Here is a 26374-nt window from a genome sequence, read left to right as displayed (position 1 = left end):
TCCTTTTTGATCCAGAATGGTGACAGGGTATAGCCGCAGGAGTAGAATTCTTCGCTCTTGTCATTATCCCGGAACGTGTCATGGAAAATGTTCGCCTAACTCAATATAGCCACGGTGCAGGCTGTGGTTGTAAAATTTCTCCCCAAGTTCTTGATACTATTCTCCGAACTCAACTCACCCCATTTGCAGATCCTAACCTGCTGGTAGGTAATGAAAGTAAAGACGATGCTGCTGTCTATGATCTGGGCAACGGCAGTGCAGTGATCAGCACCACTGACTTCTTCATGCCTATTGTTGATGACCCGTTTGATTTCGGCCGAATTGCAGCAACTAACGCTATCAGCGATATTTACGCGATGGGCGGTAAGCCAATCATGGCGATTGCGATCCTGGGCTGGCCCGTCAATGTGCTGGCACCTGAAATTGCCCAGCAAGTTATTGAAGGTGGTCGTTCTGTTTGTCGTGAGGCTGGTATTTCACTTGCTGGTGGTCACTCTATTGATGCACCTGAGCCGATTTTCGGCCTGGCGGTAACCGGTATCGTTGATACAGACCGTGTGAAACGAAACAACCAGGCAGAAGCTGGCTGTAAACTATACCTGACCAAACCACTGGGTATCGGTGTTCTGACAACTGCTGAGAAAAAATCCAAGCTGGCAGATGAGCATGTTGGCCTTGCTCGTGACTGGATGTGCAAGCTGAACAAGCCTGGTGCAGATTTTGCCGATATCGCCGGTGTGAAGGCGATGACGGATGTAACCGGTTTTGGCCTGATGGGTCACCTGAACGAGATCTGTGAAGGCAGTGAGCTGAAAGCCAAAGTTTGGTTTGATCAGGTTCCGCACCTGCCGGGTGTGTTTGACTATATTGGTCAGGGCTGTGTTCCTGGCGGTACTGGTCGTAACTTTGCCAGCTATGGTCACCGTATCGGTGAAATGAGCGATCAGCAGATGGCATTGCTGTGTGACCCACAGACATCAGGTGGTTTGCTACTGGCCGTTACGCCGGAAGCGGAGCAGGAAGTACAAGCTGTGGCTGAGCGCCATGGTATTGAGCTGAATGCAATTGGTGAACTGATGCCAGCAAATGGCGAGAAAACCCTGATTGAGATTTGCTAATGTCACGCCCTAATTGTGAAGATTTCCGACAACTTTTTGTCAACGACACGCCGCTGATGGATATGCGAGCTCCGGTTGAGTTTGCTCAAGGTGCGTTTCCGACCTCGGTAAACCGTCCTTTGATGCTGGATTCTGAACGGGAAGCTGTCGGTACCTGTTATAAAGAGCAAGGGCAGGAAGCGGCACTTGCTTTGGGGCATGAGCTGGTTCATGGTGACATCAAAGCTGAGCGTGTCGCTCAGTGGAAGGCATTTTGTGAAGCGAACCCGAATGGCTACCTTTACTGTTTCCGTGGCGGTCTGCGCTCGGAAATCACTCAGCAGTGGCTGAAAGAAGCCGGTATTGAGTACCCAAAGATCGTTGGCGGCTATAAAGCACTGCGACGTTTTCTGATCGATACTATCGAACAGGTTGCAGCACAGCCGATGACGCTAATCGGTGGTAACACAGGTTGCGGTAAAACCATCATGGTCAATGAGCTGGGAAACGGTATTGATCTTGAGGGTGCAGCAAATCACCGCGGTTCATCATTTGGTCGCTATGTCACAGAGCAGCGTACGCAGATTAACTTCGAGAACGTGCTGTCTGTTGAAATGCTGAAAAAGCAGGATCGCGGTTTTACTCATTTCGTTTATGAAGACGAAGGTCGAATTATCGGCTCTGCCAATGTTCCGCTGGCGCTGAATGCAGCTATGCAGCATGCACAGATTGCCGTGGTTAATGATCCGGTTGATGTCCGTATTGGCCGACTTATCGATGATTATGTAGTGCGGATGCAGCGTGATTTCGTTGCCCGTGACGGCGAAGAGCAGGGCTGGATTAATTTTGCTGAGTACCTGGCTCGCGGCATGTTCGGTATTCGCAAACGTCTTGGTCTGGAGCGTTATGAAGCGTTGCTTAATGTTCAGCAGCAGGCTATTAAAGCGATGCAGAATAACGGCTCTCTTGCCGGCCATGACGACTGGCTAAGACCTTTGCTGGTTGAATATTACGATCCTATGTACACCTATCAGCTGAGTAAGAAAGCCGACCGAATCGTATTCCGTGGCGAGTACGATGAAGTTAAAGACTGGCTGATTGAAAAAACGAAATAGGTTGGGGTTCTGGTTTCAATATCCGGAATAAGGGGCTTTATTTTAAGCTGCCGGATCGAAATCAAGTCCTAATGGTAAAGAGAAGCGAAGTTACTGTTTACTTCGTTTCTCTTCCCTTTAGTATTTGTCGCACCTCGCACCTCGCACCTCGCACCTCGCACCTCGCACCTCGCACCTCGCACCTCGCACCTCGCACCTCGCATTTATTTTCCCTGTATCTATATCCAGTATTTTCTTGTCCTCATCGTTCTTTTTTCTTATAGTTCAGCTCAAAAGAATGAGTGAACAACTTCCATGACCCGTTTGTATATTGCTGAAAAACCAAGCCTAGGTCGCGCCATTGCGGCTGTGTTACCTCGTCCCCATAAAAACCATGACGGTTACATCGAGGTAGGCAATGGAGACATCGTGACCTGGTGTATAGGGCATTTGCTCGAGCAGGTTGAGCCTGATGCCTATGATGTGAAATACAAAAAATGGAACATGGGTGATCTGCCGATTATTCCTCAGCAATGGCAACTGGCACCGAGAAAGTCGGCCAGTAAGCAGCTATCTGTGGTCAGAAAGCTGGCAAAGAAAGCATCGGAAGTTGTTCATGCCGGAGACCCGGATCGGGAAGGGCAGTTGTTGGTCGATGAAGTGATCGATTACGTTAAACTGGCACAAAGCAAGAAAGCCAACATGCAACGGTTGCTGATTTCAGATTTGAACCCGGCGGCAGTGAAGCGTGCATTAGGTAAGATGCGCAGCAACCGGGACTTTATCCCGCTATCTGTCTCCGCTTTGGCTCGCTCTCGTGCAGACTGGCTTTATGGTATGAACATGACTCGGGCTTATACCCTGCTGGGTCAGAAGGGCGGCTATCGAGGCGTGTTGTCTGTTGGGCGGGTGCAGACTCCGGTTCTGGGACTGGTGACACGCCGTGATGACGAAATTGCCAATTTTGTTCCTAAGCCATTTTATGAAGTGTTTGCCCTGATTCCGTATCAGGACATCATGATCCGTGCGCGCTGGAAACCAAGTGATGCCTGCAAACCCTGGCAGGATGAAGATGGGCGGATTCTCAACCGACAGTTGTGTGAAAATGTTGTTGGCCGAATTAAGGGGCAACCTGCGGAGGTTACAGAGTCTGAACGAAAAGAAACCCGGCAGGCTCCACCTTTACCTTATTCACTTTCAGCATTGCAGATCGACGCTGCCAAGCGTTACGGTATGAGTGCTGCCGATGTACTGGCAAACTGTCAGTCGCTTTATGAAAAGCATAAAGTGATCACTTACCCTCGCTCTGACTGTCGCTATTTACCGATGGATCATTTCAGGCAGGCAAATGATGTCTGCCAGGCTATCGCCAATAATGCTGGTGAGCTGAGCAACGCGGTAAACGGTGCTGATACTTCTTTGAAATCCAAAGCTTGGAACGATAAGAAAGTAGACGCTCACCATGCGATTATTCCTACCCCTAAGGCAGTGAATGCTGCGGCTTTGAGCAGCAGCGAAAATAGAGTTTATCAGCTGATTGCCCGCCAGTATCTGATGCAGTTTTATCCGCCAGCGGTTTATAGCGAGGCGAAACTGGCTTTTACGATTGCTGGTGGACTCTTTATTGCCAAGGGGCGTCAGTTGATGAGTCCGGGGTGGCGCGAACTGCTGGGACGTAATGATTCAACTGATGAAACAGATTTAGCGGATAAGGTGCCACCTTTGGAAAAGGGAACAGTGCTGACTTGTCAGGATGGTGAAATCAAAGACAAGATGACAGAGCCGCCAAAGCCGTTTACTGAAGCAACACTTTTGCAGGCGATGACAGGTATTGCTCGTTTTGTTTCTGATTCATCGCTGAAGAAGATATTGCGGGAAACCGATGGTCTCGGCACCGAAGCCACCCGGGCTGGCATTTTGGATACCTTGTTTAAACGTCAGTTACTGATGCGTCAGGGGAAAAGTATTCATGCAACTGAAGCTGGTCGTGGTCTGGTTTATGCGCTGCCGGATGAGGCTACCTATCCGGATATGACGGCACACTGGGAGCATCAGTTGCAGGATATGGCGGAAAAGAAATGTGCTTATCAGCCTTTTATGGATGCCCTCCAGTCAAGGCTGTTGCTGATGATGGATAACGTCAGACAAAGCGAGGTGCCTCCAAGCCTTCGCGAGCTGAAATCGCCGGAACCGTTTAAAGGCGGCAAGAAGCGTCGATATCGTAAAGGCACAGGTAAGTCCGGCTCGAAAACAGCGGTACGAAGCGGTTCGGGACGAACCTCGAAGAAGAAAACAAGTTAACTGCAGATGCAGAATTGGTTTCTGCCATTGTCTTTTGCCTGATAAAGTGCTTTATCTGTTTGCTTGAAGAATATATCCGGTGAATTAACTTTTGTTGGGATAATAGTGTTGACCCCGATACTGATCGAGACAATGGTCGGTGCGCTGTCTGCACCATTGATTCTCGGGATCTCCAGCATCTGGATGGCATGTAATGCGCGTCGGGCGACATAACCGGCGCTGTATTTATCTTGATTAGGTAGTAGTAAGACAAATTCTTCACCGCCATAACGGGCAAATAAAGCACCTGATCGCCGCTCAAGTGATTCCAGGGTGCTGGCAATCATTTTCAGGCATCGGTCTCCGGCGGCATGGCCATAGGTGTCGTTGTAGGTCTTAAAATGATCCACATCGATGATCAGCAGTGACAGTGGCTGCTGGTGGCGCAAGGCATGTAACCACTCTTCCTGAAACCTTTGATCAAACACCCTGCGATTGGATACAGAGGTCAGGGGATCAAGGCGTGATATTTTTTCCAGCTGCCCGTTCACCCGTTCCAGCTCAGCGGTTCTGTCCAGTACTCGCTGCTCCAATTCTTTGTTCAGTTTTATCAGCTTTTCTTCGGCCTGTCGGCGTACAAGGTGTTGAGAAACGATGAAGCCGAATTGTTTTAACAGCTGGCGGTGATAACTGAGAAATGGCATTCCCGTCAGTAGGTTGTCACAGGCTATCCATCCGACAGGTTTATCTTCATCCCATAGGGAAATATAGGCATTCCATCCAAATCCCACTTGCTTGAAGTCATGATAGAGTGGGGTGTTTTCATTTACAGAAAGGTACTCTTTCAGTACTTGCTTGTTGCTGGTGTACCAGTAATCATCCGGAATGTTTGATTCGAAATATTGCTCATCAATGGTGTTACCAAACAGGTCAGTACCGTAAGTGCCCTGCATACGGTAGTTCCCTTTACACAAAAAGATCGCCATTCGGTCGATGTGGAGTACTTTTTTAGCCTCATCAACGGCTGTAAAAAGCATGTCATCGATAGAGCAGGCACGCCAAAGCTTGAATGAGATGTCATGAAGGGCCTGAAGTTGTTCCTGCAACGTTTGTTGCTCATGCTGGCTGATTTGTAGTTCACGTTCTGCTGTCCGACGGCCATGAAGCTCATTTTCGATACTTTCACTTAGCAGGCAGGCATCAAGTTCTGAAGCAAGTAAGGTGGCTAAATAACAGAAGTCGCCCGACTTGATCTGAATGTTTTTAGGGAAATCGATGATCAGCATGCCGACAACAACTGAGCGTCTTTCCAGTGGTAACCATAATCGGTTACTGTTTTCTGTATGGTCTAACCGGGCAGTATGTGTCTTCACTATTTGGGTGAAGCAATGAAAGGGAATCGGGCCATTTTTTGTGAGCTCAACCGGCGGAAACTGATAGTGGATTCCTGTCTCATCCATATTCAGTAAGGTATTCCAGCGGGATTGATAGGCAACTATCAGCTGCACCTGGCAGACAGAAAAGCTTTCGGCCAAGTGGCGGCAAGTGAGTTCACAGATTGTTCTCAGCCCGTGTGTTTTTCCCCATACATCCATAAGGTGTTGGTAAAACGTATTTAATTTTGCATTTTCTGCCAACGTCAACTGTCCATTCTGATATTAACTCATTGTTGATGAAGGTATTTTTGACGATCAGTGAAATTAATGTTTGTACAGATCACACACATTGATGTGAAATTTTTTGCATCTTTATAAATTGCGAGTCATTGCACAGCTTATGCCGTTTGGACTTTGTTTAAGGAAGGATGTTGGAAAACTCATTCAATAATGAATGTCACCGGGAGATACGTTACTCCCGGAGCAAGATGGAGTAAGTGATGGCTACCAGGCAATAGCTTTGCCCTGATAATCAAGGAAAGTGCCGGAGTCTGTTTTTGACAGGTTATTGATCAGCTGCATCATACCTTTTGCTGAAGTTTCGGTATTAATTAAAGCATTAGGCCCGCCCATTTCGGTTTGGACCCAGCCCGGATGAAAGGCTACAGAAATAATGCCTTCAGGCAGCAGGTCGTTGGAAAGGCTTTTAACTACCGAATTGAGTGCTGCTTTTGAAGAGCGGTAGATATAACCGCCGCCGCTGGTATTTTCTGTCATGCTGCCGACTTTTGATGAAATACAGGCAATGATGCCCGGATTTTCTGATTTTAACTGCGGATAAAACGCTTCAGCCAGCTTTAACGGCGCAATAGTGTTGATCTCAAATACTTTTCGCCACTCATCGGCATCGGTATTCCCGAAGCCATAACCTTTAGGTCCGTAGTAGCCTGCATTATTGATCAGTAAATCCAGCGGGATATCTGCCATTTGTTGGCTGAGCGATGAAATGGCCTGATGATCGGTAACATCCAATGTAAGCAGAGTCAGGGTTTCAGTTTCGTTCTGGCGCTGTTGCAGTTCTTTGGCTTGGTCTGGTTTTCGGCAACAGGCAAAGACATGCCATCCGGCATCCAGATAAGCATTAACCAGCGCCAAGCCGACACCACGGTTTGCGCCGGTGATCAGGACATTCTTTTTCATTATTAACTCTCTGTTTTTTATGAACTCATTGGACCCATTGTTCGGCTCATGGATCGGACTTAGCACTAAAAGTAGCAGAAGTGTCGAAACTAAGACAGTCTGCTGAGAATGGCTTACATATTATGATATGTAGTGCTTATTTTCAGGGAGTGTCGCATGCTTGTTTTATTTCGGAAAGGTTGGATTATCGGCCTTTCGCTGGTGCTTATCAGCTGTGCGGATACCCGGCATGACAGGTTAATGGAGCTGGGTTTTACCCGTAACTATCTTGATGGTTATCAGGATGGTTGTAGCAGCCGGAAGGAAGAAGCACAAACCTTTAAGGATGGATTTCGTCGTGATCCTGAGCGGGCGGAAAGAGATAAAAAATATGCAAATGGCTGGAATGACGGCTACGAACAATGCTATGCCGGTAATATCGATTACTATTGAGCATGTAATATAGCCGGAAAGACAAAAGGCAGCTTCAAGGCTGCCTTTTGTCTTTGTGCTTAACTGAGCTTAGTCGGTTGGGTAAAAACGTTTAAGTTCGTGCATTACCTGCATTAACGTTGAAAGCTTTGGTTTGCCCTCATCTTTTAGCTGGTAGTTGTGGTCGAATACCCGGTAATTGCCGTATTTATCAACAACTGTGACAGTATTGTTCTGTAGCACCACAATATCCTTGCTACCACCGACAAGTACCCAACGACGTTTCGGATTCGGTTCAAACAAGTTGATACCACTGCTGTAAGCCGTTGTTGGCGTTGTTGTGTTCAGCATAGATTCCATCAGCGTAGGAACAATATCCAGGTGACTGGTTACACGCTCGGTCACAGACGGAACTGTGTCCGGCCAGCTGATAATCAGTGGCACCTGAAGCTGGTATTTGCTGTAGTTGCTGTTTGCCCCCCAACTGTTGGTGCCGGTCTCATTGAATTCGGTACCGTGGTTGGATGTCACAATAACAATTGTGTTTTCCAGGCTGCCGGTTGCTACCAGCTTTTCAAAAACATCAATCAGCAACTCATCGGTATGGTGAACCGCATTCCGGTAGCTGTTTTTTAGCAGCAGGCTGGTATCAGCGTGGCCTGCAGTAAGGTTGGTTGTACCCAGTGATGGTTTGAAGTGCGGGATGTAGTCACCGCCTTCTTCAAAGTTTTCAACTGTAGCCAGTTCTAGGTAGCTGAACCAAGGCTTATTACCTGTTTGCTCATCCAGCCAGGCTTTCCAATCGGAAATTGCCTGCTTATCACTGTAAGTTTTATCTGCACTTTCATCTTGTTTCAGCCATTTTTTGCTGTTGAAAATGGCTTCTTCATAAATCGATGTATCAAAACCGTTTCCGCTAAACAGGCCGAATTCATAGCCACGTTTACTCAGAGTATTCAGCAGCACTGGAGTATTGCCAGTAGAACGGATACTGTTCATATATCCCCCCGGCAAACCATAAAACAGGCCGAATAGGCTGCCTGCATTTTCATTGCTGGCACTGAAGTGGTTGCTGAAACTCAGGTTTTGCTGCGCAAATGCAGATAGGTACGGCATGGTTTCTGTGTTGACCATATCGCTTCGCAGGCCATCAACAACCACCAGCAGAACATTTTGTCCTGTACCCTGATCATTGAATGTTAGCTTCTCAATCGGATAGCGAATTTGTTCGCTTTCCTCTACACCTTGGGCATCCAGGCGTTTTTTATATTCCTGGCGATCAAGTAACCCGTGCTTTTCCATAAAGGTTTTTGCTGTCATCGGGTATGACAGCGGGAAGTTTGAACGCTGCATGGTTACCGGGCGGTAGAGATGTGCATCCGCCCAGATATAAATCAGGTGGCTACTCAGGAAGCACAGGCCGAAAACGGTGGCAATAGGCACACCGACATGTTTACGGGTTAACTTCCTGAGTTTGCGCCAGAGCCATTCCGACAGAATTAACTGCATCAGGAAAATTACCGGAACGGTAATAAACAGGTATTGCCAACGGGCGTTTAACTCCGTTTTCTCTCCGCTTAGCAGCAGATCCCAAACCAGTGGGCTCAGATGAAGCTCCAGCGATTCATAGGCATGGGTATCCAACAGCAAAGCTGTCAGGCCAACAGTACCGATTAATACCGCAAACAGACGCATCAGGCGCTGTGACGGGATTAGGAAGCTGGCTGGAAAGAGAATGAGGATATAAAAACCAAAGACCAGAAATCCAAAGTGCCCGATCCAGCTGAACCCGAGGTAGAGCTGTCCCAGGATGGTTTCCGGCCATTCAGAATGAACAATATATCGCGTGCCCAAAAGCATGGCCGCGATGATATTGAAAAAGCTGAACCAGTGTCCCCAGCTGATCAGCTGAGAGACCTTGTCTTTATAATTGTTACCGCTGGTGACCATAGATGTCAGTTATTCCCGGTCTTATATGAGACGCTTAAACAAGCTTAATCTTCTTTGATAGAGGTCTGCAGAGCTTGGGCGAATTTCTCCGCGATTGCTTTCCTTTGCGATGCAGGTACATCTGCATTGATGATGTTGGTAGCAATGTTACCCATGATCATCAGTGCAAGTTCTGCTGAAGCATCATGCTTCTCTAGTACATCGAACACATCTTCAATGATTTGTTCAACTTTTTTATTCGGGTATTTTGAAATAATTGGCATAAGAAGTCTTGTTTAATGTTAAAGAAAGCGACTTATAATAACCTACACTTTAGATTAACTGAAACTTTTCCATTATGAGCCTTACTCTTTCGAACGTCATTCTTCATCAGCTGACAAAAAATGAGCAAGATGAGCTTGAAGTTCATCTTAGAAACCAAACGCTTGAAAATGATCAGGCAACTGAAGACCTGGTTGCAGAGCTGCACCGAATTTACAGTAGTAAGGGAGCCAAAGGTTTTGCCCATTTTGCTGATGATAGTGAGTTCTGCCACTGGCTGAAGCAGGTTCGCTCCGGTGAAATGGATTTCCTGACATTTTCTAGCCAATCAGCGCAGCGACTGCAGGCAGAGTTGGCAAAATACCCGTTTGCAGAAGCGGGCACATTGGTTCTGGCAGAATATCAGTCACTGGCGACTGATTATCTTTTCATCGGTCTGCTACCAACCTGTCACAGTATGAAGGTGACAGAGCAGTTGGATATTAGTGCAACTGATTATCTGGATGTGAGCAAAATGGATATCGTTGCCCGAATTGATCTTTCATCATGGGAAACTGATGCCGATTCAAATCGTTACCTGACGTTCCTGAAAGGGCGCGTTGGCCGTAAGATTGCCGATTTCTTCCTGGACTTCCTTCAGGCGGAAGTAGGTCTTGATGTTAAAGAACAGAATCAGGTTCTGATGCAGGCGGTTGAAGACTTCTGTTCTGATTCGAGAATGGACAAGGAAGAAAAGCAGGAATACCGCAAGCAGGTTTATGAATACTGTAATGGTCAGTTACAAGCCGGTGAAGAAGTTACGGTGAAAGAGCTGGCACAAGAGCTGCCGGCTTCTGATGATGGCTCGGATTTCTATCAGTTCACCTCGAACCAGGGTTATGAACTGGAAGAGAGCTTCCCGGCAGATCGTACAACTATGCGTAAGCTGACTAAATTTGTTGGTTCTGGCGGTGGTATTTCTATCAACTTTGATAGCATGCTGTTAGGTGAGCGTATTTTCTATGATGCAGATACTGACACCCTGACAATTAAAGGTACGCCACCTAACCTTAAAGACCAGTTGCAACGCCGCTTGAATACTGAGAACTAAGCGTTCAATTAAGCATCAGTCTTGTGAAGAAACCACCTTGTCTGCCCGATAAGGTGGTTTTTTTATATTTGTGTGATGCTGTGCTCTTGTTTGCATAATGATGGTGGAACGGAGAGCGGTAGTTAACTAAGGTTAGCTTTACTGAATAATATATGGGATTAGTTGCGTTATCTTGCTTTTCTATAACCGATTATCAGCTATTAGCTATCAATATTGGTGTTTCAATTTGTAGCGCAGCCGCAAAAGCCTCTTCCCGCAGAGATAACAGGAGCTGACATGGGAGATAAACAAACAGGAGATATGGCCGAGAGCTTTTCAAAAGCCAGGACTCCGGATAAGCCTTCGTTTGATGTCGGAGCTTCGAGGTGTATTTCTTTATCTTTATTGATGTCGATAACCTTCTTTTTTGTCGGATGTCTGTTGCTTGTTGTTTGCTTTGCAGCACTGACGTCGCTATTTCCAGACTCGATGCCATTAAAACTGTTCTGGTTTGATACTGGTGCAGTTTCATTGTCGGTCTTGCTAGGTGTAATGGTGGCAGTCACAGTGATGCTGGCTGTCGGGTATTACTGGCTTAAGCAGCGGCTCGGCCAGCAAGAAACATCAAATGATCTGAACTCTACTGAACCAGCACTAGAGCAGGCTGCAATTTCACATTATGAGCAAAGTGCTGAGAATCATACATCGGTTAAGAGTTCAGACGTTCAGGATGCCAAAGTTATTCTGGATTATGACCTGCTGCTTGAAAATATGGATGGTGATCAGGAAGCAGTGAAAATGCTGCTGGAGATTTTTATCGATGAGCATAATGATGATGCCAGTTTGCTTTCTGAGTACCTGTTAAAGGGACAGACTGAAGATGCCTGTCGAATTGCTCACAGTCTGAAAGGCGTAGCAAGCAGCCTTGAGGCAAACCAGTTAAGAGAAATAGCAGAGCAGCTTGAGCGCACGATTAAGCATGAAAAACCGGTAGATATTGAAGATATTGGCTTGTTGGATGAAGCGATAGCCGTATTGAATGCTGAGATGGCCGTTTATTTGAAGTCAGAGGCGCTAATCAAAGTAAGCGAGGATGAGGCGGTTGTTGTTGAAGAAGTCGTTGATAATTTGTCGGTTCGTGAGGCCTGTTCAGTTGAAGAGGTTACCGTGGTGTGTCATGAGCCTTCCGGCGATCAGACTGATTATGAGCAGGAATTGGCTCCACCTGTTCTGAATGTTGATTGTTTTTTGCACGCCATGGATGATGATGTAGAGTCTGCAAGAATCCTTTTGGAAATTTTTATCAATGAGCATGCTGATGATGTCAGTAAGCTGGCTGTGTTAGTCGGAAACAGTGAGCCGGAGAATATTTGCGAACATGCGCTACGTTTGGTGCACAGCCTCAAAGGGGTAGCCGGTAATATTAGTGCTGATGCTTTGAAGCAGCAGGCAGAGATGATTGAGTTTCGGTATAAACGCCGTCAACGCGTAGAGGATGTCGAATACAAAAGGTTGGAGTGGTTACTGGACAGAACCGTGGAAGAAGCTGCTCAATATTTGTCTGAACAGTCAGCCGAGATGGCCTGAAATGGAAAGGGTGATTGTATAACGGGAAAAACGCAGAGGTTTCTACTATAAGATTTGTTGAATTGTAGTGGAAAAATTTGATCTTAGTGCAAAATTGATCTTTATCAAATTTAGTTTATGGCGGCTCTGGATAATACCGCCACTATGATAGTTCAAAGCAAACATTCAGTTCGTCAGCAGCGTGAACTGGACACAGCAAAAGCGATGATTCGCTTGTATTGTAAAACGTTGCACCGTGGGGCAGTTATTTGTCCTGAATGTGAAGGGCTAATCGAATATGTTGAATCACGAGTGGCTGCATGTCGCTTAGGTAAGGATAAGCCTAACTGTCTAAATTGTAAGAGCCAATGTTATCACCCGGCCAAGCGGCTTCAGCTAACTCATGTGTTGCGCTGGTCTATGCCCAAATTTGCATGGCGACGTCCCTGGCAGGCTCTGCAATTTAAGTTAAGTCGTTTCCGTTCAGTAGAAACAGTAAATACACAACCAGTATCATCAAGATAGTTTTCTTTTAGCCGTTCAGGCTCGCAATTTAAAACTTGTTGATAAGGAAGAGATAAAACAAAGGCTGCATGATGCAGCCTTTGTTTTTTTGTATCCTACGACATGAATCAGGCGGTCAGCCCAAGTGAATTCAGCCATGTCGCGATACGATCATCGGTCAATTCCGGTTGACGATCTTCGTCCAGTGCCAGACCGACAAAACGCCCATCGTTCACTGCACGGGAGTCGTTGAACTCGTAGCCTTCGGTTGCCCAGTCACCAATCAACTCGCCGCCAGCTTCTGTAATGAGTTCAGCCAGATCGCCCATGGCGTCCAGGAAGCTGTCTGGATAATCTACCTGATCACCCAGTCCGAATAAGGCAACTTTCTTTCCACTCAGATCTGCATCTTCAAGCTCCGGGACAAAGTAATCCCAGTCCGGCTGCATTTCACCGTAGTTAGCCGTTGGGGTGCCTAGAATCAGCAAATCATAGTCATCAAAGATGTCGTTGCTGCAACCGGCAATGTCTTGTGCTTCCAGGTTAAGGCTGGCGGCAATTTTCTCTGCCACTTTTTCAGTATTACCTGTGTCACTGCCAAAAAAGATACCAATGTTTGTCATGTTCATCTCCAGCTTTACGCTTAAATTCGGTTGATTCTTGTCCCGCAAAATCAGTGGATGCAGTAGTGCGGGACATGGTTGTTATTTTTTAGGTTTCCACTGGCCAAGTTGATCCAGCAGTAAGTGTTTGTGTTCTACCTGTTGGCGAAGTCGTTCAAGGTTGGCCTGATACTGTTCCGGATTACGGCGCAGGATTTGGGTGAAGCGAGCTTCTCGGCTGACCAGCTCTTCGACATCTTTCTTTGGTGGCTTGGAGTCCATTTGCAGAGCAGCCCGGCCTTTTTCTGTTCGGCGCGGATCAAAGCGGAACAGCGGCCATAGTCCGGTTTCAACCAACAGTTGCTGATGTTCGACACCTTCAGCCATATCAAAGCCATGGGTAATACATGGTGAATAGGCGATAACCAGTGACGGCCCCGGATAAGCTTCTGCTTCCTGAAGTGCTTTAATGGTCTGGTTCATGTTGGCACCAAGTGCGATTTTGGCGACGTACACATTGCCGTGCATCATCATATTCAGTGCCAGATCCTTTCCGTTGCTGCTCTTTCCCTGAGTTGCAAATTTGGCGACAGCACCGGTTGGTGTCGCTTTCGATTGTTGGCCGCCGGTGTTGGAGTAACCTTGGGTATCCATGACCAGAACATTCACGTTATCACTGCCGGCTAGTACATGATCCAAGCCGCCGAAACCAATGTCGTAAGCCCAGCCATCACCGCCGACAATCCAGTTGCTCTTGGCGACCAGATCATCTGCTCGGTTATTTAGCTGGTTGTGGCTGTATGGCAGTTCAGCCCGGAGTCTGGCGATGTTCTGGCGTTGACGGTTTACTGCGGCTTCGCTGCTGTCAAACGCATCCTGACGAATTTGGTCTAGGAGCTCTGCAGGCAGGAAATCTGCAGCTGTATCCAACAGGCTAAGAGCTGAGTCTCGTTTGCTGTTGAGTGCCAGGCGCATGCCCAAGCCAAATTCGGCATTGTCTTCAAACAGGGAGTTAGCCCAGGCCGGACCGCGGCCGTGTTTATCTACTGCATATGGTGTGGTCGGTAGGTTACCGCCATAGATGGACGAGCAGCCGGTTGCATTAGCAATAAGCAGGCGATCGCCGAACAGTTGGGTCAGCAGCTTGATGTATGACGTTTCACCACAACCGGAGCAGGCACCGGAGTATTCAAACAACGGCTGTAATAACTGGCTGGTGCGGGCATCAATACGTTTGATGTCGATACGTTCCAGCTCCGGCAGATCAAGTAAGAAGCGGTAGTTTTCACTTTGTTGTTCAAGCAGTGGTTGCTTCGGTGCCATATTGATGGCTTTGCGCGACGGATCGTTTTTGTCACTGGCCGGACAGGCCATGGTGCACAGGTTACAGCCGGTACAGTCCTGAGGGGACACCTGCAGAGTATACTGCTGCCCTTTGAAGTCGCGCTGTTTGTACTCGGTATGTTTGAACCCTTCCGGTGCGCCTTGCAGGGCTTCCTGAGTAGCCGCTTTAGCACGAATTGCCGCATGCGGACAGACCAGGGTACAAATATTACATTGGGTACACAGGTCTTGTTCCCAGACAGGGATTTCTTGGGCTATGTTGCGTTTTTCCCACTGGCTGGTGGCGGTCGGCCAACGTCCGTCGATTGGGAAAGCACTGATTGGCAGCATGTCACCTTTGTTTGCCATCATTATGGCGCTGACACGCTTAACCAAATCCGGTGCATTTTCGCTCACAACTGGCGGGCGGCGGAACAGGCTGGTGGCCTGCTGCGGAATAACGACTTGCTGTAAACGGGCTACGGTCGCATCGACAGCATTGTGGTTTGCCTCGACAATTGCAGGGCCGCGTTTGCCGTAGCTTTTCTCTATCGCCTGCTTCAGCTGGCTGATGGCCTGTTCCAGTGGCATCAGTTCACTCAGAGCAAAGAAGGCTGTTTGCATTATGGTGTTGAGACGGTTTTTCAGCCCAAGTTCACGCGCCAGCTTTACTGCATCAATGACGTAGAGATTAAGCTGCTTCTCGATGATGACTTGCTGGACTTCATGCGGCAGGTATTCCCATACTGTTTCTGCCGGATGCGGGCTGTTTAGCAGTATGGTACCTTGATGTGCTGCATGCTCGAACATCTCCAGTTTGTCGATAAACTGGAACTGGTGGCAGGCAATAAATTCTGCCTGATCAATCAAATAGGGCGCTTCGATCGGATTTGCATCAAATCGCAGATGAGAAACAGTTGTACCGCCGGACTTCTTCGAGTCATAAACAAAATAGCCCTGGGCATGTAATTCGGTATTCTCACCAATGATTTTAATGGTGTTTTTATTGGCACTGACTGTACCGTCTGCACCCAAGCCATAAAAGAGTGCGCGCAGGCGCTCTTTCGGTTCTGCATCTAGCGTGATTTTTAAAGGCAGTGACAGATGGGTAATATCGTCATTGATACCCACAGTGAAGTTATGGCTCAGCGTTTGCTCTGCCATTGCATCAAAGATACTGACAACATGGCTCGGATTGAATTCTTTCGATGATAAGCCGTATCTGCCACCCATAATGGCAGGCATATGCGGATACTGACCATTAGCATGAGCCTGCTGAATGGTGGCGATAACATCCAGGTATAGCGGTTCACCGGTTGCGCCTGGTTCTTTGGTGCGATCCAGCACAGCGATTTGCTTCGCGCTGGCTGGCAGAACCGACATGAAGTGTTGCAGAGAAAACGGACGATACAGGTGGACGGCCACGACACCGACTTTTTTGTCAAGTGTGAGCAGGTGATCGACGCACTGTTGTACAGCTGAAGATGCCGAACCCATAATCACGATGACATCCGTTGCTTCCGGATGACCATAATAATCAAACAGCTTGTATTCTCTGCCGGTTAAGCGGGCAAACTCGGCCATTTTTCCTGCCACAATATCCGGACATGCCTGATAGAAGCCGTTGGCGGCTTCGCGAGCCTGGAAGAAGGTATCCGGGTTTTGAGCTGTACCGCGAATGCTTGGTGCATCCGGTGTGAGCCCGCGCTGATGGAATGCATCGATATCTTCTTGCGAGATCATTTGGCGGATCGTGTCATCGTTGATCGTGACGATCTTATTGATCTCATGCGATGTGCGGAATCCATCAAAGAAGTGAACAAACGGTACTCGACTTTCAAGCGTGGCTGCCTGGCTGATAAGCGCAAAATCGTGGGCCTGCTGAACAGAGTTTGCTGACAGCATCGCAAATCCGGTTTGGCGAACAGCCATGACGTCAGAGTGATCACCGAAGATAGATAGCGCATGGGTCGCGATAGTGCGGGCGGCAACATGCATCACAAAAGGTGTCAGTTCTCCGGCAATTTTGTACATGTTCGGGATTTTCAGTAGTAACCCCTGAGATGAAGTAAACGTTGTTGCCATTGAGCCAGCCATCAGAGCCCCATGAACCGCGCCGGCTGCCCCGCCTTCTGATTGCATTTCAATTACGCGCGGAACTTGTCCCCACAGGTTGGTTTTCCCCTGACTTTCCCAAACTTCACAGGCTTCAGACATCGGGGAGGATGGTGTAATAGGGTAGATACCGATGACTTCATTACAGCGGTAAGCGACAGATGCGGCAGCTTCATTGCCATCCATCGTACTGTAGGTATTTGTTTTGCTATTAATGCGTGGATGTTCAGACATAACTAACTCCAGCGAACAGGCACTGTATATCCGGCTGAGACGGTAGCATCAGGAAAGACGGATACCGTAAACGTCAGCGTTTATCGTTATTTTTGAGGAGGGCCGACCTCTGAGTGGGTAGGGTGAAGTCGGCCCGTGAGATTAATCAGGAAGGCGAATTACGCTTCCACAACCTCAATTTGTGGCTGAGGGTTCAGCATCTTCGCCAGATCATCCTGAGCGTTACTTGTCAGTTGCAGGTTGAACTGTGCTTGCAGGAATTCAAAAATGGCTTCGTTAACGAACTCTGGCGGGTTAGGACCCAGGTATATGTTCTGAATACCCAGGTTGAATAGTGCCAGTAGGATCAGAACGGCTTTTTGTTCCATCCATGACAGCACAATGTTTACTGGCAGTTCGTTAACTGGTACGCCCATTGCGTCGCTAAGAGCCAGGGCAATCATTACTGCACCATAGCTGTCGTTACACTGACCCAAATCCAGATAACGCGGGATTTCAGTACCCGGAACTGTACCGAAGTCGTGATCGTTGAAACGGAACTTGCCACAGGATGACGTCAGGATAATGCAGTCATCCGGAATCGACAGGGCCAGGTCGCGGAAATAATCATTCGGTTTGCCCGGCTTGTCACAACCGGCAACAACGAAGAACTGTTTGATCTTTCCTTCATTTACCGCTTCCAGAATCTGTGGTGCCAGACCCAGAATAGTTTTGTAGTTGTGGCCGGTCATCAGCGTATCTTCGCTGTCGAAGCCTTCAATATCTGGCAGGCTCAGCGTATGCTCAATGATCGGTGCGAAATCATCTTCTAGGGTACGGCAGTTATCGATACCGACGATGCCATAGCTGTACAGGCGGTCGGCGTAGTCTGCTCGGCCTGTCGGGGGGACGATACAGTTAGTGGTTACGATGATAGTGCCATTCCACTGTTGGAACAGTTTCTTTTGGTCAAACCAGGCTTTACCAATGTTGCCTTTCAGATGGCTGTATTTACGCAGTTCCGGGTAACCGTGAGCCGGTAGCATTTCTGAGTGAGTGTAGATGTTAATGCCTTTGCCTTCGGTGGCGATAAGCAGGCGTTCCAACAGATCCAGATCATGGCCGGTTACCAGGATGCCTTTACCTTCGGCTTTGTTCTGCGGTACGCAAACAGGAGTAGGGATCCCTAAGCGACCGTGGTGTGCTTCACCTAAACGAGACATGATTTCGCTGCCGGCACCACCGACTTTCATCAACTGAGCGATATGCTGTTCAAAGCTGAAGTTTACGTTTGTCAGTGTGAAGTAAAGGGTTTCAGCAATAACATCATCTACTGATTTGGTTTCAGCACCCAGATCATCGGCGTGGGTACGGTAGGCTGAAAGGCCTTTCAGGCCGAAGATCATAATATCCTGCAGGCGTGACAGAGTTTCGTCTTTACCACAGGTGCCTTGGGTTTTTCCGGTGCTGCCGCAGCCGCCGGATTGGGCCATAGAGCACTGGTGGCAAAACATTGCTAGGTTCGACATTATGCTTTCCTTAAAAGGTGTATTTATATTGCATCTTTATGGTGGCGAGAATATCGGGTGTACGGCCGCCAGGTCTTTGATCCAGATCATATTCTTAATTTAAAATATGTATTTTAAATGAAACATTTGAAACTGAGCAGTAAATCGCATTTCTGTAAGACAATGTCAGGATTTTGTAAAAGGGGTTGAGCTCATCTGAAAAGGTATATTATTCTCTTGAGTGATATATCAGTAATTCATATCGAACAAAAGTGATGATTATTTAGCCGACAAAAAGCATGATGTCTGGCTTTGTTTTCAGAACATCACAAGGGTATGAATACTGGTGTAGAGATGAGTAATATCGAGGTGGTTGATGAAATCTTGCAAAATGGACCAGAAGCTTCGCAGAGTTGCGGTAGAAGAGTCACAGAGGCATCTTTGTTCTGTGCGGGAAAAGTTTATGAAGCGGTACCATAGTAGCAGGCATCGAAGCTTGAAGCCGGAGGTTGAGCGAAACGCTCCGACAAACTTTTATTGATTTTATACAAAGGGCGCTAACTGGCGCCCTTTGTCGTTATAGCGCTGTTTAACCTGCCAGTTTAGTCAGTACTTTTTGCAGTAGCAGAATTCGTGGTTCAATCGAATCTAACTCAAGATATTCATCAGCACTGTGGAATCCGGCACCGGCCGGACCAAGGCCATCCAGGGTTGGGATCCCCATTACTGCTGTCAGGTTCGCATCTGAGCCGCCACCGACCTCCTGCCATTTGATGTCGATATCTAACTCTCTGCCTGCTTCTTCGACCAGTGCCATCAAGGCTTGTGTTTTCTCTGAAGGGACCATTGACGGTTTATGCGCTTCGCGATCGATCGTCACCGTCACACCATCTATAAAAGGTGTTTCTGCCATTTGACGGATTTTAGCGTCAGCTTCAGAGTATTCATCATTATCCCAGAAGCGAACATCCACAATGGCTTCGGCTCGCTCAGGAACAATGTTTGCCCCGGCACCGCCATTAACTACACCTACATTCAGGGTTGTACCGGATTCGAAATTGGTCAGGCTATTGATGCCCAGAATCCAGTTTGCCATTTCGGTGATCGCACTGCGGCCGTTTTGCGGGTCATTTCCGGCATGAGCGGCTTTACCTGAGAACGTCAGGCGGTAGCGGGCCATTCCTTTACGGGCTTTTACCAAAGAGCCGTCAGCACGAGCAGCTTCCGCAACGAGAACATTTTTAGCGTTGGCTGCAACTGTCTTCAGCCAGGCTTCCGAATAGAGGGAGCCGATTTCTTCATCCGGGTTCATGCAAATGCAAACAGAAAGCTTATCCAGGATCTCTTTATCCATACCTCGAAGGGCATAAACGATATTGAGCAAACCAGACTTCATGTCTGAAACGCCAGGACCATAGGCTCGCTTGTCGTCGAAGGTCATCGGGCGTGCCGCGGCAGTACCGATCGGGAATACGGTATCCATATGGCCAATCAGCATCACATCAATTTCTTTACGATCCGGTTTATTGCGGATTTCAAGGCCGGTTCCGGCTACACCACAGTTGACCCGCTTTACATACCATCCCATATCCAGATATTTCTGTGCCATCTGGTTTACGATGGTTTCGATACCGTCCTTGGTTAAGGTTCCGCAGTCTACATCGATGAGCGGGCGTAATTCTTTCAGGTATTCCTGAAGTGAAAAGTCTTGTAGTGAGTGATTCATAGTAACTCCTGAGAGAGCCCCCCGGATTTTCCGGGTGAATTGCTACAGAGATAAGAGGGGAGGCTCTCCTTTCTCCCCTCTGTATTAAACCGGAGTAGTTAAACGAGAATGTTCATGACGAACATGGCGGCGAAGGCATTCAGCACAGAAATGGCGATCATCACCGGGATGTAGCGACCTTCAGTACCGATTGGCCCCATAACACGCCCCATGTACTGAACCTGTGAGCCCATCAGGTAAATAGCCGGAGCTAGTATCGCGATGTGCTGGCCGTTCAGAATTCCTTGGTCGAACAGCGTGATAACAACACCAACAGCACCACCCATCGACATCCAGGCTCCAATCAGGACCGCTGCCGCTTCACCCGGCAGGCCGAAAATCGCCATAACCGGGGAAAACAGGCTGCCCATGGCATCCAGTGCACCTGTGATTTGCAGCGCTTTGATGATCACAAAAGCCATCACAACGTTTGGAAGTGTTGAGGTGGTGGCGATTGTCCAGCCTTTCTTAGCACCTTCAACGAAGATGTCGGTCACCATAGGTTTCTTTGCAGTGGTCATTATGCTGTTTCCTTCTTCATTTCATGTTGCTGCTTGGTTTTCTCTTCTTTGCCTTCTGTAATGTTCAAGTAGAGGCGGAACAGATTGGCACCGATGAACTTGAAGATGAACATGATGGCAACAGCTAAACCGATAGATGATGTGACGGCTGGTGTACCGTCCATATTGGTAAGGGTGAACAGCACTGCCCCGGATGAGAAGAAGTTAACGATGGCTGCTCCGGCAGAGAACTGGAACATGGTAAAGACATCTGTCTCACGTTTGGTCAGGTGGCCTTCGTCTTTCAGCTGGCGGGTCATCGCAGCACCGGCATCGGTGCTTTGTAGGGATGCGATAAGTGCCAGTCCAGAGTTGCCCGGAATCCCCATCAATGGGCGAAGCAGAGGTGTCAGCAGTTTTCGTGCTGCATCCAGTGCACCGTAATGTTCCAGCACATTGATCATGCCCAGAGCAAACATAACTGTAGGGATCAGTGTCAGGGCGAACAGGAAGCCATCTCGGGCACCGCTGCCACCTTTACCTCTTAGCGTGGTAGCTGCAGTTTGAATGCCTTCAGTTGTTTCATTGACGGAATAAACGACCTGACCAAAAGAGCCGTTCAGTGTGGTGAAGTCGAAAACACCATACCACTGGTTTGACTGAAGTAGGCCTGAGAAAAAAACGATGGCAAAGGCGAGGGCAATATAACTGCCAATCGTTACTTTGCGGCCTTGCTCCGCTGGATTGCTCATAGTGTAACCTCGTTGGAATCTAAAAATCGCTGTTGCGAAAACGGACAGGCTTTATATTCAATAGTGTGATATGTGTACCTGTGCTTAATGGTTGAAGCGAGGCTATTTTCGTCAATTGCAACGTGAAGTAATTGATTGGGGTCAATCTGTGCCACTGAAGTGCAAGGCTTGTGGACTGTAATTATTTATTTGTGATCCAGATCGATACTTTTGAGGAGTTGAAACTCTTGCGGCTTTAAGTGTGCATAAATGAAGTTATTTATATTTATTTTCCTTATTTATTATTGGCTTAAGCAATTGCTATGTTGGTATATATATTGCCATTATGGCTATGGAATATCACTTACAATGGTACTTTTGTTGTGTCCATGAAAATATCGCGCTCATTAATAAATATTTACAAAATAATGAGAAGAGAGAAGCGAAATCAGTCGGGTTGATCAAAACTGTCCATATAAACAAAAAGAGCGCCCTGAGGCGCTCTTTGTCGTCAATAGAGACTAATTAATTAAGCCGTTTGCTGCTCAGCAACAGTTTCTTCGTTTTCTTCAGAAACTACAGCTGTTGGTTCACAGCGGTCAACGAACCAGCCCATGTAAGAAGACACGATGGTTACGATGATACATACGAAGCTTAGCCACATGAAAGGTGCGTAAGAGAACGTCGCCACACCCAGGATACTTGCCATGTAGATACCGTTATCACTCCAAGGCACCATACCTGAAGTCAGCGTACCACCGAATTCTGCGTTACGAGACAGGTTCTTACGCTGGAAGCCAAGACGGTCATAGTTTTTCGCACAGATTTTCGGAGTCAGGATCAGTGATACATACATCGCTGAACCGAATACGTTACCCAGGAAGGCTGTTGCGATAGTCGATACAGACAGGCTACCAGCAGAGTTAACGCGTTTTTCGAACAGTTTAGCAATTGTCTGTAGTACACCTACTTTATCCAGCAGGCCACCGAAACCAAGACCGAATACGATCACGGCTACAGAGCCCAGCATAGATGACATACCACCACGGTTCAGGATTGCGTCGATGAAATCAACACCAGAGCTGATTGAGAACGGAGCCCATGCAGTGTTGAATGCTGCCAGTGGGTCCATGTCCTGAACCATTACAGCCCATGCGATACCCAGCAGTGAACCCAGTGAGATTACAGGGAATGAAGGAAGACGCATCGCCAGCAGAGCCAGAACGATAATCACAGGAACAAAAGACAGCGGTGAAATCACAAACTGTTGTTCCATTGCAGAGATTACGCTCTCTACTTGGGACATGTCCACGTTACCAGAGTAGTGGAAGCCAACTGCTGTGAACAGAATACCTGTAATGATGTAGCTGATCAGCGCGATTGGTAGCATGCCTTTGATGTGTTCAACGATTTCTACGTTAGACATAGAAGAAGCCAGGATTACTGAATCAGACAGCGGAGACATCTTGTCACCGAAGTAACAGCCTGAAAGTACAGCACCGGCAGTCATTGGAGCTGGAATGCCTAGACCCTGACCGATACCCATCATCGCAATACCAGCTGTACCAGCTGCACCCCAAGAGGTACCGGTTGCCAGTGCTGTCAGCGAACAGATAACCATAGTCGCCAGCAGGAAGATAGAAGGGTGGATAGCCTTAAGGCCGTAGTAGATGATAGTCGGAACGATACCACCGGCAATCCAGGTACCAACCAAAGCACCTACTGCCAGCAGAATCAGTACAGCACCAAGACCGTTTGAAATACCGGTAGTTGCTGCTTTTTCAAGAGATTTGTAGTCGTGACCCAGTTTGACACCCAGAGCCATAATAACGAACCAGCCAATATATAGTGCTAGCTGGATTGGTAGATCTAGTTTTGCGGTGAAAGAAAATGCCAGCGCAAGAAAAATACCAAGTGCAAGAAAAACTTGCATTAGTGATGGTAGTCTCACTGTCTGTTTGTCCATGTTTCTAACCTTGTTAGTTCGAGCCTGTAAAAAGTAAAGGTCCTGAATCGAAGTGATTTCGGGACCAATTATTAATTGTTTTTATGACTTAATGTCATTTATTAGGGTACTTGCCTTGTTTCAGCGCTACTCTATCTGAATGAAACAAGCACCGCGATAGATATTGTGTTTTTCTGTGAGCTTACCCAACCAGCGCCGCGAACAAGGAAAAAATTTATATTAACTCTTTTATCAGATGTTAAAAATAAGTGTTTTGTTGTGGTTTGGTTGTTTTTTAGCTGTTTTGAATTATCGAGTCCTTTATTAAATATCCCTGTTATCTCAGGCTTAACCTCTACTGAATAGTGGTTTGTGCAGATAAAAAGCCCAAAATAGATAAGGTTAATAGGTTATCAGAGTGTGAGATGATTTTCAAAAATAGTGAATTGATGAGATTTATTATGTTAACGATCGAGAATCATGTATAGGCTGCAAAATAGACGAATATTTAAGCTCTAGATGCGGAAATATTCATTTTTTGGTTGCTTTCTGGCCCGTTAATAGCGTCAATTTTAATCTCATCCGATGTGTTTTATTCGAATGAAATACGTAATTATGTTGTAATTTATTCAGGCTTTCGCTTCTTTTTTCTGCGATTTATGCAAAATATGCTTGTTTTTCCCTGATTAAATCTCTATAGATGAATGAATCAGATGTCAGTGGGCAAAACTATCTGCGCCTGCCGGGGATAAACAGGCCAGATAGCTCTGCCAACTGGCAAATCGTACATGCAATATAATCAGGGAGTATGGAAACAATGATGAAAGTCGGTTTGGTTGGTTGGCGTGGTATGGTGGGTTCGGTGCTGATGCAACGAATGGTTGAAGAAGGAGACTTCAATGTTATTGACCCTGTCTTTTATTCCACATCTCAGGTCGGTATTCCTGCACCTAATTTTGGAAAAGATGCTGGTTTGCTTCAGGATGCGTTCGACATTGAAAGTCTGAAGCAGCTTGATGCCGTTATTACTTGCCAGGGCGGTGGTTACACTGAAAAAGTTTACCCAGCATTACGTCAGGCTGGCTGGAAAGGCTACTGGATTGATGCCGCTTCTACACTGCGTATGAGTGATGAAGCCATTATTGCCCTTGACCCAGTAAACCTTGAGCAAATTAAGCAGGGGATTCATTCTGGCACAAACACTTTTGTCGGCGGTAACTGTACTGTTAGCTTGATGCTGATGGCTGTCGGTGGCCTGTATCAGGCAGGTTTGGTTGAATGGATGACTTCGCAGACTTACCAAGCGGCATCTGGTGCCGGCGCTAAGAATATGCGCGAATTAATCAGCCAGATGGGCGTGATTAATGATGCGGTATCCAGCGAGTTGGCAAATCCTGCCACTTCTATTCTTGATATTGACCGTAAAGTAGCAGATGTTATGCGTTCACCTGATTTCCCGGCCAGTGAATTTGGTGTACCGCTTGCTGGCTCATTGATTCCGTGGATTGATGTGAAACGCGAGAATGGCCAGAGTAAAGAAGAATGGAAAGGCTCTGTTGAGACTAACAAGATCCTTGGCCTGGATAACAACCCGATTCCAATTGACGGTACTTGTGTTCGCATTGGCTCAATGCGTTGTCACAGTCAGGCACTGACATTGAAGTTGAAGAAAAATGTGCCGCTTGATGAGATTGAAGAGATCATCGCGTCTCATAATGACTGGGTGAAAGTGATACCGAATGATCGCGATATCACAATGCAGGAACTGAGCCCGACAAAAGTAACCGGTACGCTTTCTATTCCTGTTGGCCGTTTGCGTAAATTGGCTATGGGTGATGATTTCCTGAATGCCTTTACGGTTGGTGACCAGTTGCTATGGGGAGCCGCAGAACCGCTTCGCCGTACTCTACGAATTCTTTTGACTGAAAAGCAATAAAATTTCCCTTCTATATATAGTCATAAAAAAACGCCTGCGATTGCAGGCGTTTTTTATAGGGCTTCACTGAGCTGAATCTACGAGAGATTAAGCTGCCAGGTTCTTCGCAACGAATTCCCAGTTAACCAGTGCCCAGAATGCGTTCATGTAGTCAGGACGCACATTACGGTAATCGATGTAGTATGCGTGCTCCCACAGGTCAACAGTCAGAAGCGGAGTTACGCCTTCTTCTGTTAGAGGAGTACCTGCGTTTGAGGTATTTACGATGTCCAGAGAGCCGTCAGCTTTCTTAACTAGCCAGGTCCATGAAGAACCAAAGTTGTTAATTGCTGCATCTGTGAACTTCGCTTTGAACTCTTCGAAAGAGCCAAATGCTTTAGCGATAGCGTCTGCTACTTCGCCTGTTGGCTCGCCGCCTGCGTTAGGGCTCAGGCAGTGCCAGTAGAAAGTGTGGTTCCAGATTTGAGCTGCGTTGTTAAAGACACCGCCTTCTGAAGTCTTGATGATTTCTTCCAGAGATTTTTCAGCAAGTTCAGTGCCTTCGATTAGACCGTTTAGCTTAACTACGTAAGTGTTGTGGTGCTTACCGTGATGGTACTCAAGAGTTTCCTGAGAGATGTGTGGCTCAAGAGCGTTGATTGCGTACGGTAGAGCTGGTAGTTCAAATGCCATTGCTCGGTTCTCCATTCTGGTTTTCGGGGTCATGCCCCGCGACATTGCTTCCAGTAGACTTCGTGCCTACTTATTTTTTGAAACTGACTGATTTTAGTCTTATTTTGTCGATTCAGCTTTGTGCTGTCCGACAAAATTTACTTTATGAAGGTATTTTAGCAAGTTTTTACTTTATTAAAAGCCCTGTATACTAAAAATTAGAACATCAGAGTTAATCTGCGGAAAAATTAACCATACAATTAATAGGCATTTTTTT

Annotated in this window: 20 protein-coding genes; 8 read left to right on the top strand and 12 right to left on the bottom strand. The window is 47.1% G+C overall.

The genetic code is table 11. The annotated features are described in order from the left end of the window. Positions 1–80: 80 nt before the first annotated feature. The 3 genes from selD to AACQ93_RS12225 all read left to right on the top strand — a co-directional run bounded on the left by selD (position 81) and on the right by AACQ93_RS12225 (position 4492). Positions 81–1118 (top strand): selenide, water dikinase SelD, encoded by a 1038-nt coding sequence (gene selD / locus AACQ93_RS12235; protein ID WP_064605260.1) that lies wholly within the window; start codon positions 81–83, stop codon positions 1116–1118. Then, positions 1118–2212, top strand: coding sequence for a tRNA 2-selenouridine(34) synthase MnmH (gene mnmH, locus AACQ93_RS12230; protein ID WP_064605259.1), 1095 nt, complete (start codon positions 1118–1120; stop codon positions 2210–2212). The genes selD and mnmH overlap by 1 nt, the downstream gene beginning before the upstream one ends. 294 nt (positions 2213–2506) lie before the next feature. Next, a complete protein-coding gene (locus AACQ93_RS12225) occupies positions 2507–4492 on the top strand; it encodes a DNA topoisomerase III (protein ID WP_064605258.1) in 1986 nt (661 codons plus the stop codon). Here the strand turns inward: AACQ93_RS12225 and AACQ93_RS12220 are convergent. Both AACQ93_RS12220 and AACQ93_RS12215 read right to left on the bottom strand, forming a co-directional pair. Further along, positions 4489–6108: a sensor domain-containing diguanylate cyclase gene (locus AACQ93_RS12220; RefSeq protein WP_064605257.1), complete on the bottom strand. Its 1620-nt coding sequence runs from the start codon at positions 6106–6108 to the stop codon at positions 4489–4491. The genes AACQ93_RS12225 and AACQ93_RS12220 overlap by 4 nt on opposite strands. 243 nt (positions 6109–6351) lie before the next feature. Beyond that, positions 6352–7047: an SDR family oxidoreductase gene (locus AACQ93_RS12215; RefSeq protein WP_064605256.1), complete on the bottom strand. Its 696-nt coding sequence runs from the start codon at positions 7045–7047 to the stop codon at positions 6352–6354. A gap of 156 nt (positions 7048–7203) precedes the next feature. Between AACQ93_RS12215 and AACQ93_RS12210 the strand changes: the two genes are divergently transcribed. Next, positions 7204–7479 (top strand): hypothetical protein, encoded by a 276-nt coding sequence (locus AACQ93_RS12210; protein ID WP_064605255.1) that lies wholly within the window; start codon positions 7204–7206, stop codon positions 7477–7479. A 69-nt stretch (positions 7480–7548) separates the two neighbouring features. Here AACQ93_RS12210 and AACQ93_RS12205 read toward each other — a convergent pair whose 3' ends face one another. Further along, positions 7549–9408 carry a DUF3413 domain-containing protein gene (locus AACQ93_RS12205; RefSeq protein ID WP_064605254.1) on the bottom strand — a complete coding sequence of 620 codons (1860 nt, stop codon included), beginning with the start codon at positions 9406–9408 and terminating at the stop codon, positions 7549–7551. 44 nt (positions 9409–9452) lie between these two features. Continuing rightward, entirely contained in the window at positions 9453–9671 is a 219-nt protein-coding gene (locus tag AACQ93_RS12200) for a YejL family protein (protein ID WP_007469979.1), read from the bottom strand. Positions 9672–9745: 74 nt separating this feature from the next. Here AACQ93_RS12200 and yejK point away from each other — a divergent pair, with 74 nt between their 5' ends. From yejK to AACQ93_RS12185, 3 genes are all read left to right on the top strand, one after another. Further along, complete coding sequence (gene yejK, locus AACQ93_RS12195; protein ID WP_064605253.1) at positions 9746–10759, top strand: nucleoid-associated protein YejK; 1014 nt, start codon at positions 9746–9748, stop codon at positions 10757–10759. Between the two features lie 276 nt (positions 10760–11035). After that, the gene (locus AACQ93_RS12190; protein ID WP_064605252.1) at positions 11036–12325 is read left to right on the top strand and encodes an Hpt domain-containing protein; all 1290 of its coding nucleotides are present in this window, start codon (positions 11036–11038) and stop codon (positions 12323–12325) included. Between the two features lie 117 nt (positions 12326–12442). Next, a complete protein-coding gene (locus AACQ93_RS12185; protein ID WP_339367449.1) occupies positions 12443–12829 on the top strand; it encodes a nitrous oxide-stimulated promoter family protein in 387 nt (128 codons plus the stop codon). 107 nt (positions 12830–12936) lie between these two features. Here AACQ93_RS12185 and fldA read toward each other — a convergent pair whose 3' ends face one another. The 7 genes from fldA to nhaC form a co-directional block, all read right to left on the bottom strand. Beyond that, a complete protein-coding gene (fldA, locus tag AACQ93_RS12180; RefSeq protein ID WP_064605251.1) occupies positions 12937–13431 on the bottom strand; it encodes a flavodoxin FldA in 495 nt (164 codons plus the stop codon). An 81-nt stretch (positions 13432–13512) separates the two neighbouring features. Next, complete coding sequence (gene nifJ, locus AACQ93_RS12175) at positions 13513–17082, bottom strand: pyruvate:ferredoxin (flavodoxin) oxidoreductase (RefSeq protein WP_064605250.1); 3570 nt, start codon at positions 17080–17082, stop codon at positions 13513–13515. 158 nt (positions 17083–17240) lie between these two features. Next, positions 17241–18590, bottom strand: a complete 1350-nt coding sequence (gene hcp / locus AACQ93_RS12170; protein WP_064605249.1) for a hydroxylamine reductase — start codon at positions 18588–18590, stop codon at positions 17241–17243. A gap of 568 nt (positions 18591–19158) precedes the next feature. Further along, positions 19159–20295: a M20 family metallopeptidase gene (locus tag AACQ93_RS12165; RefSeq protein ID WP_064605248.1), complete on the bottom strand. Its 1137-nt coding sequence runs from the start codon at positions 20293–20295 to the stop codon at positions 19159–19161. A gap of 98 nt (positions 20296–20393) precedes the next feature. After that, the gene (locus AACQ93_RS12160) at positions 20394–20855 is read right to left on the bottom strand and encodes a YjiG family protein (protein ID WP_064605247.1); all 462 of its coding nucleotides are present in this window, start codon (positions 20853–20855) and stop codon (positions 20394–20396) included. Next, on the bottom strand, positions 20855–21586 hold the full coding sequence (locus AACQ93_RS12155) for a nucleoside recognition domain-containing protein (protein ID WP_064605246.1): 732 nt from the start codon (positions 21584–21586) through the stop codon (positions 20855–20857). The genes AACQ93_RS12160 and AACQ93_RS12155 overlap by 1 nt, the downstream gene beginning before the upstream one ends. A 508-nt stretch (positions 21587–22094) precedes the next feature. Beyond that, positions 22095–23531 carry a Na+/H+ antiporter NhaC gene (nhaC, locus tag AACQ93_RS12150; RefSeq protein WP_064605245.1) on the bottom strand — a complete coding sequence of 479 codons (1437 nt, stop codon included), beginning with the start codon at positions 23529–23531 and terminating at the stop codon, positions 22095–22097. 796 nt (positions 23532–24327) lie between these two features. On the opposite strand from nhaC, the gene asd reads away from it, so the two are divergent. After that, the gene (gene asd, locus AACQ93_RS12145; RefSeq protein ID WP_064606693.1) at positions 24328–25446 is read left to right on the top strand and encodes an aspartate-semialdehyde dehydrogenase; all 1119 of its coding nucleotides are present in this window, start codon (positions 24328–24330) and stop codon (positions 25444–25446) included. Between the two features lie 87 nt (positions 25447–25533). On the opposite strand, the gene sodB is transcribed toward asd, so the two are convergent. After that, entirely contained in the window at positions 25534–26118 is a 585-nt protein-coding gene (gene sodB, locus AACQ93_RS12140; RefSeq protein ID WP_064606691.1) for a superoxide dismutase [Fe], read from the bottom strand. Positions 26119–26374: the final 256 nt, after the last annotated feature.

The organism is Photobacterium sp. J15, assembly GCF_963870815.1.
Lineage (GTDB): Bacteria > Pseudomonadota > Gammaproteobacteria > Enterobacterales > Vibrionaceae > Photobacterium > Photobacterium marinum.
The sequence above is the reverse complement of the archived record's forward strand: the minus strand, read 5'-3'. Positions and strand labels throughout refer to the sequence as shown.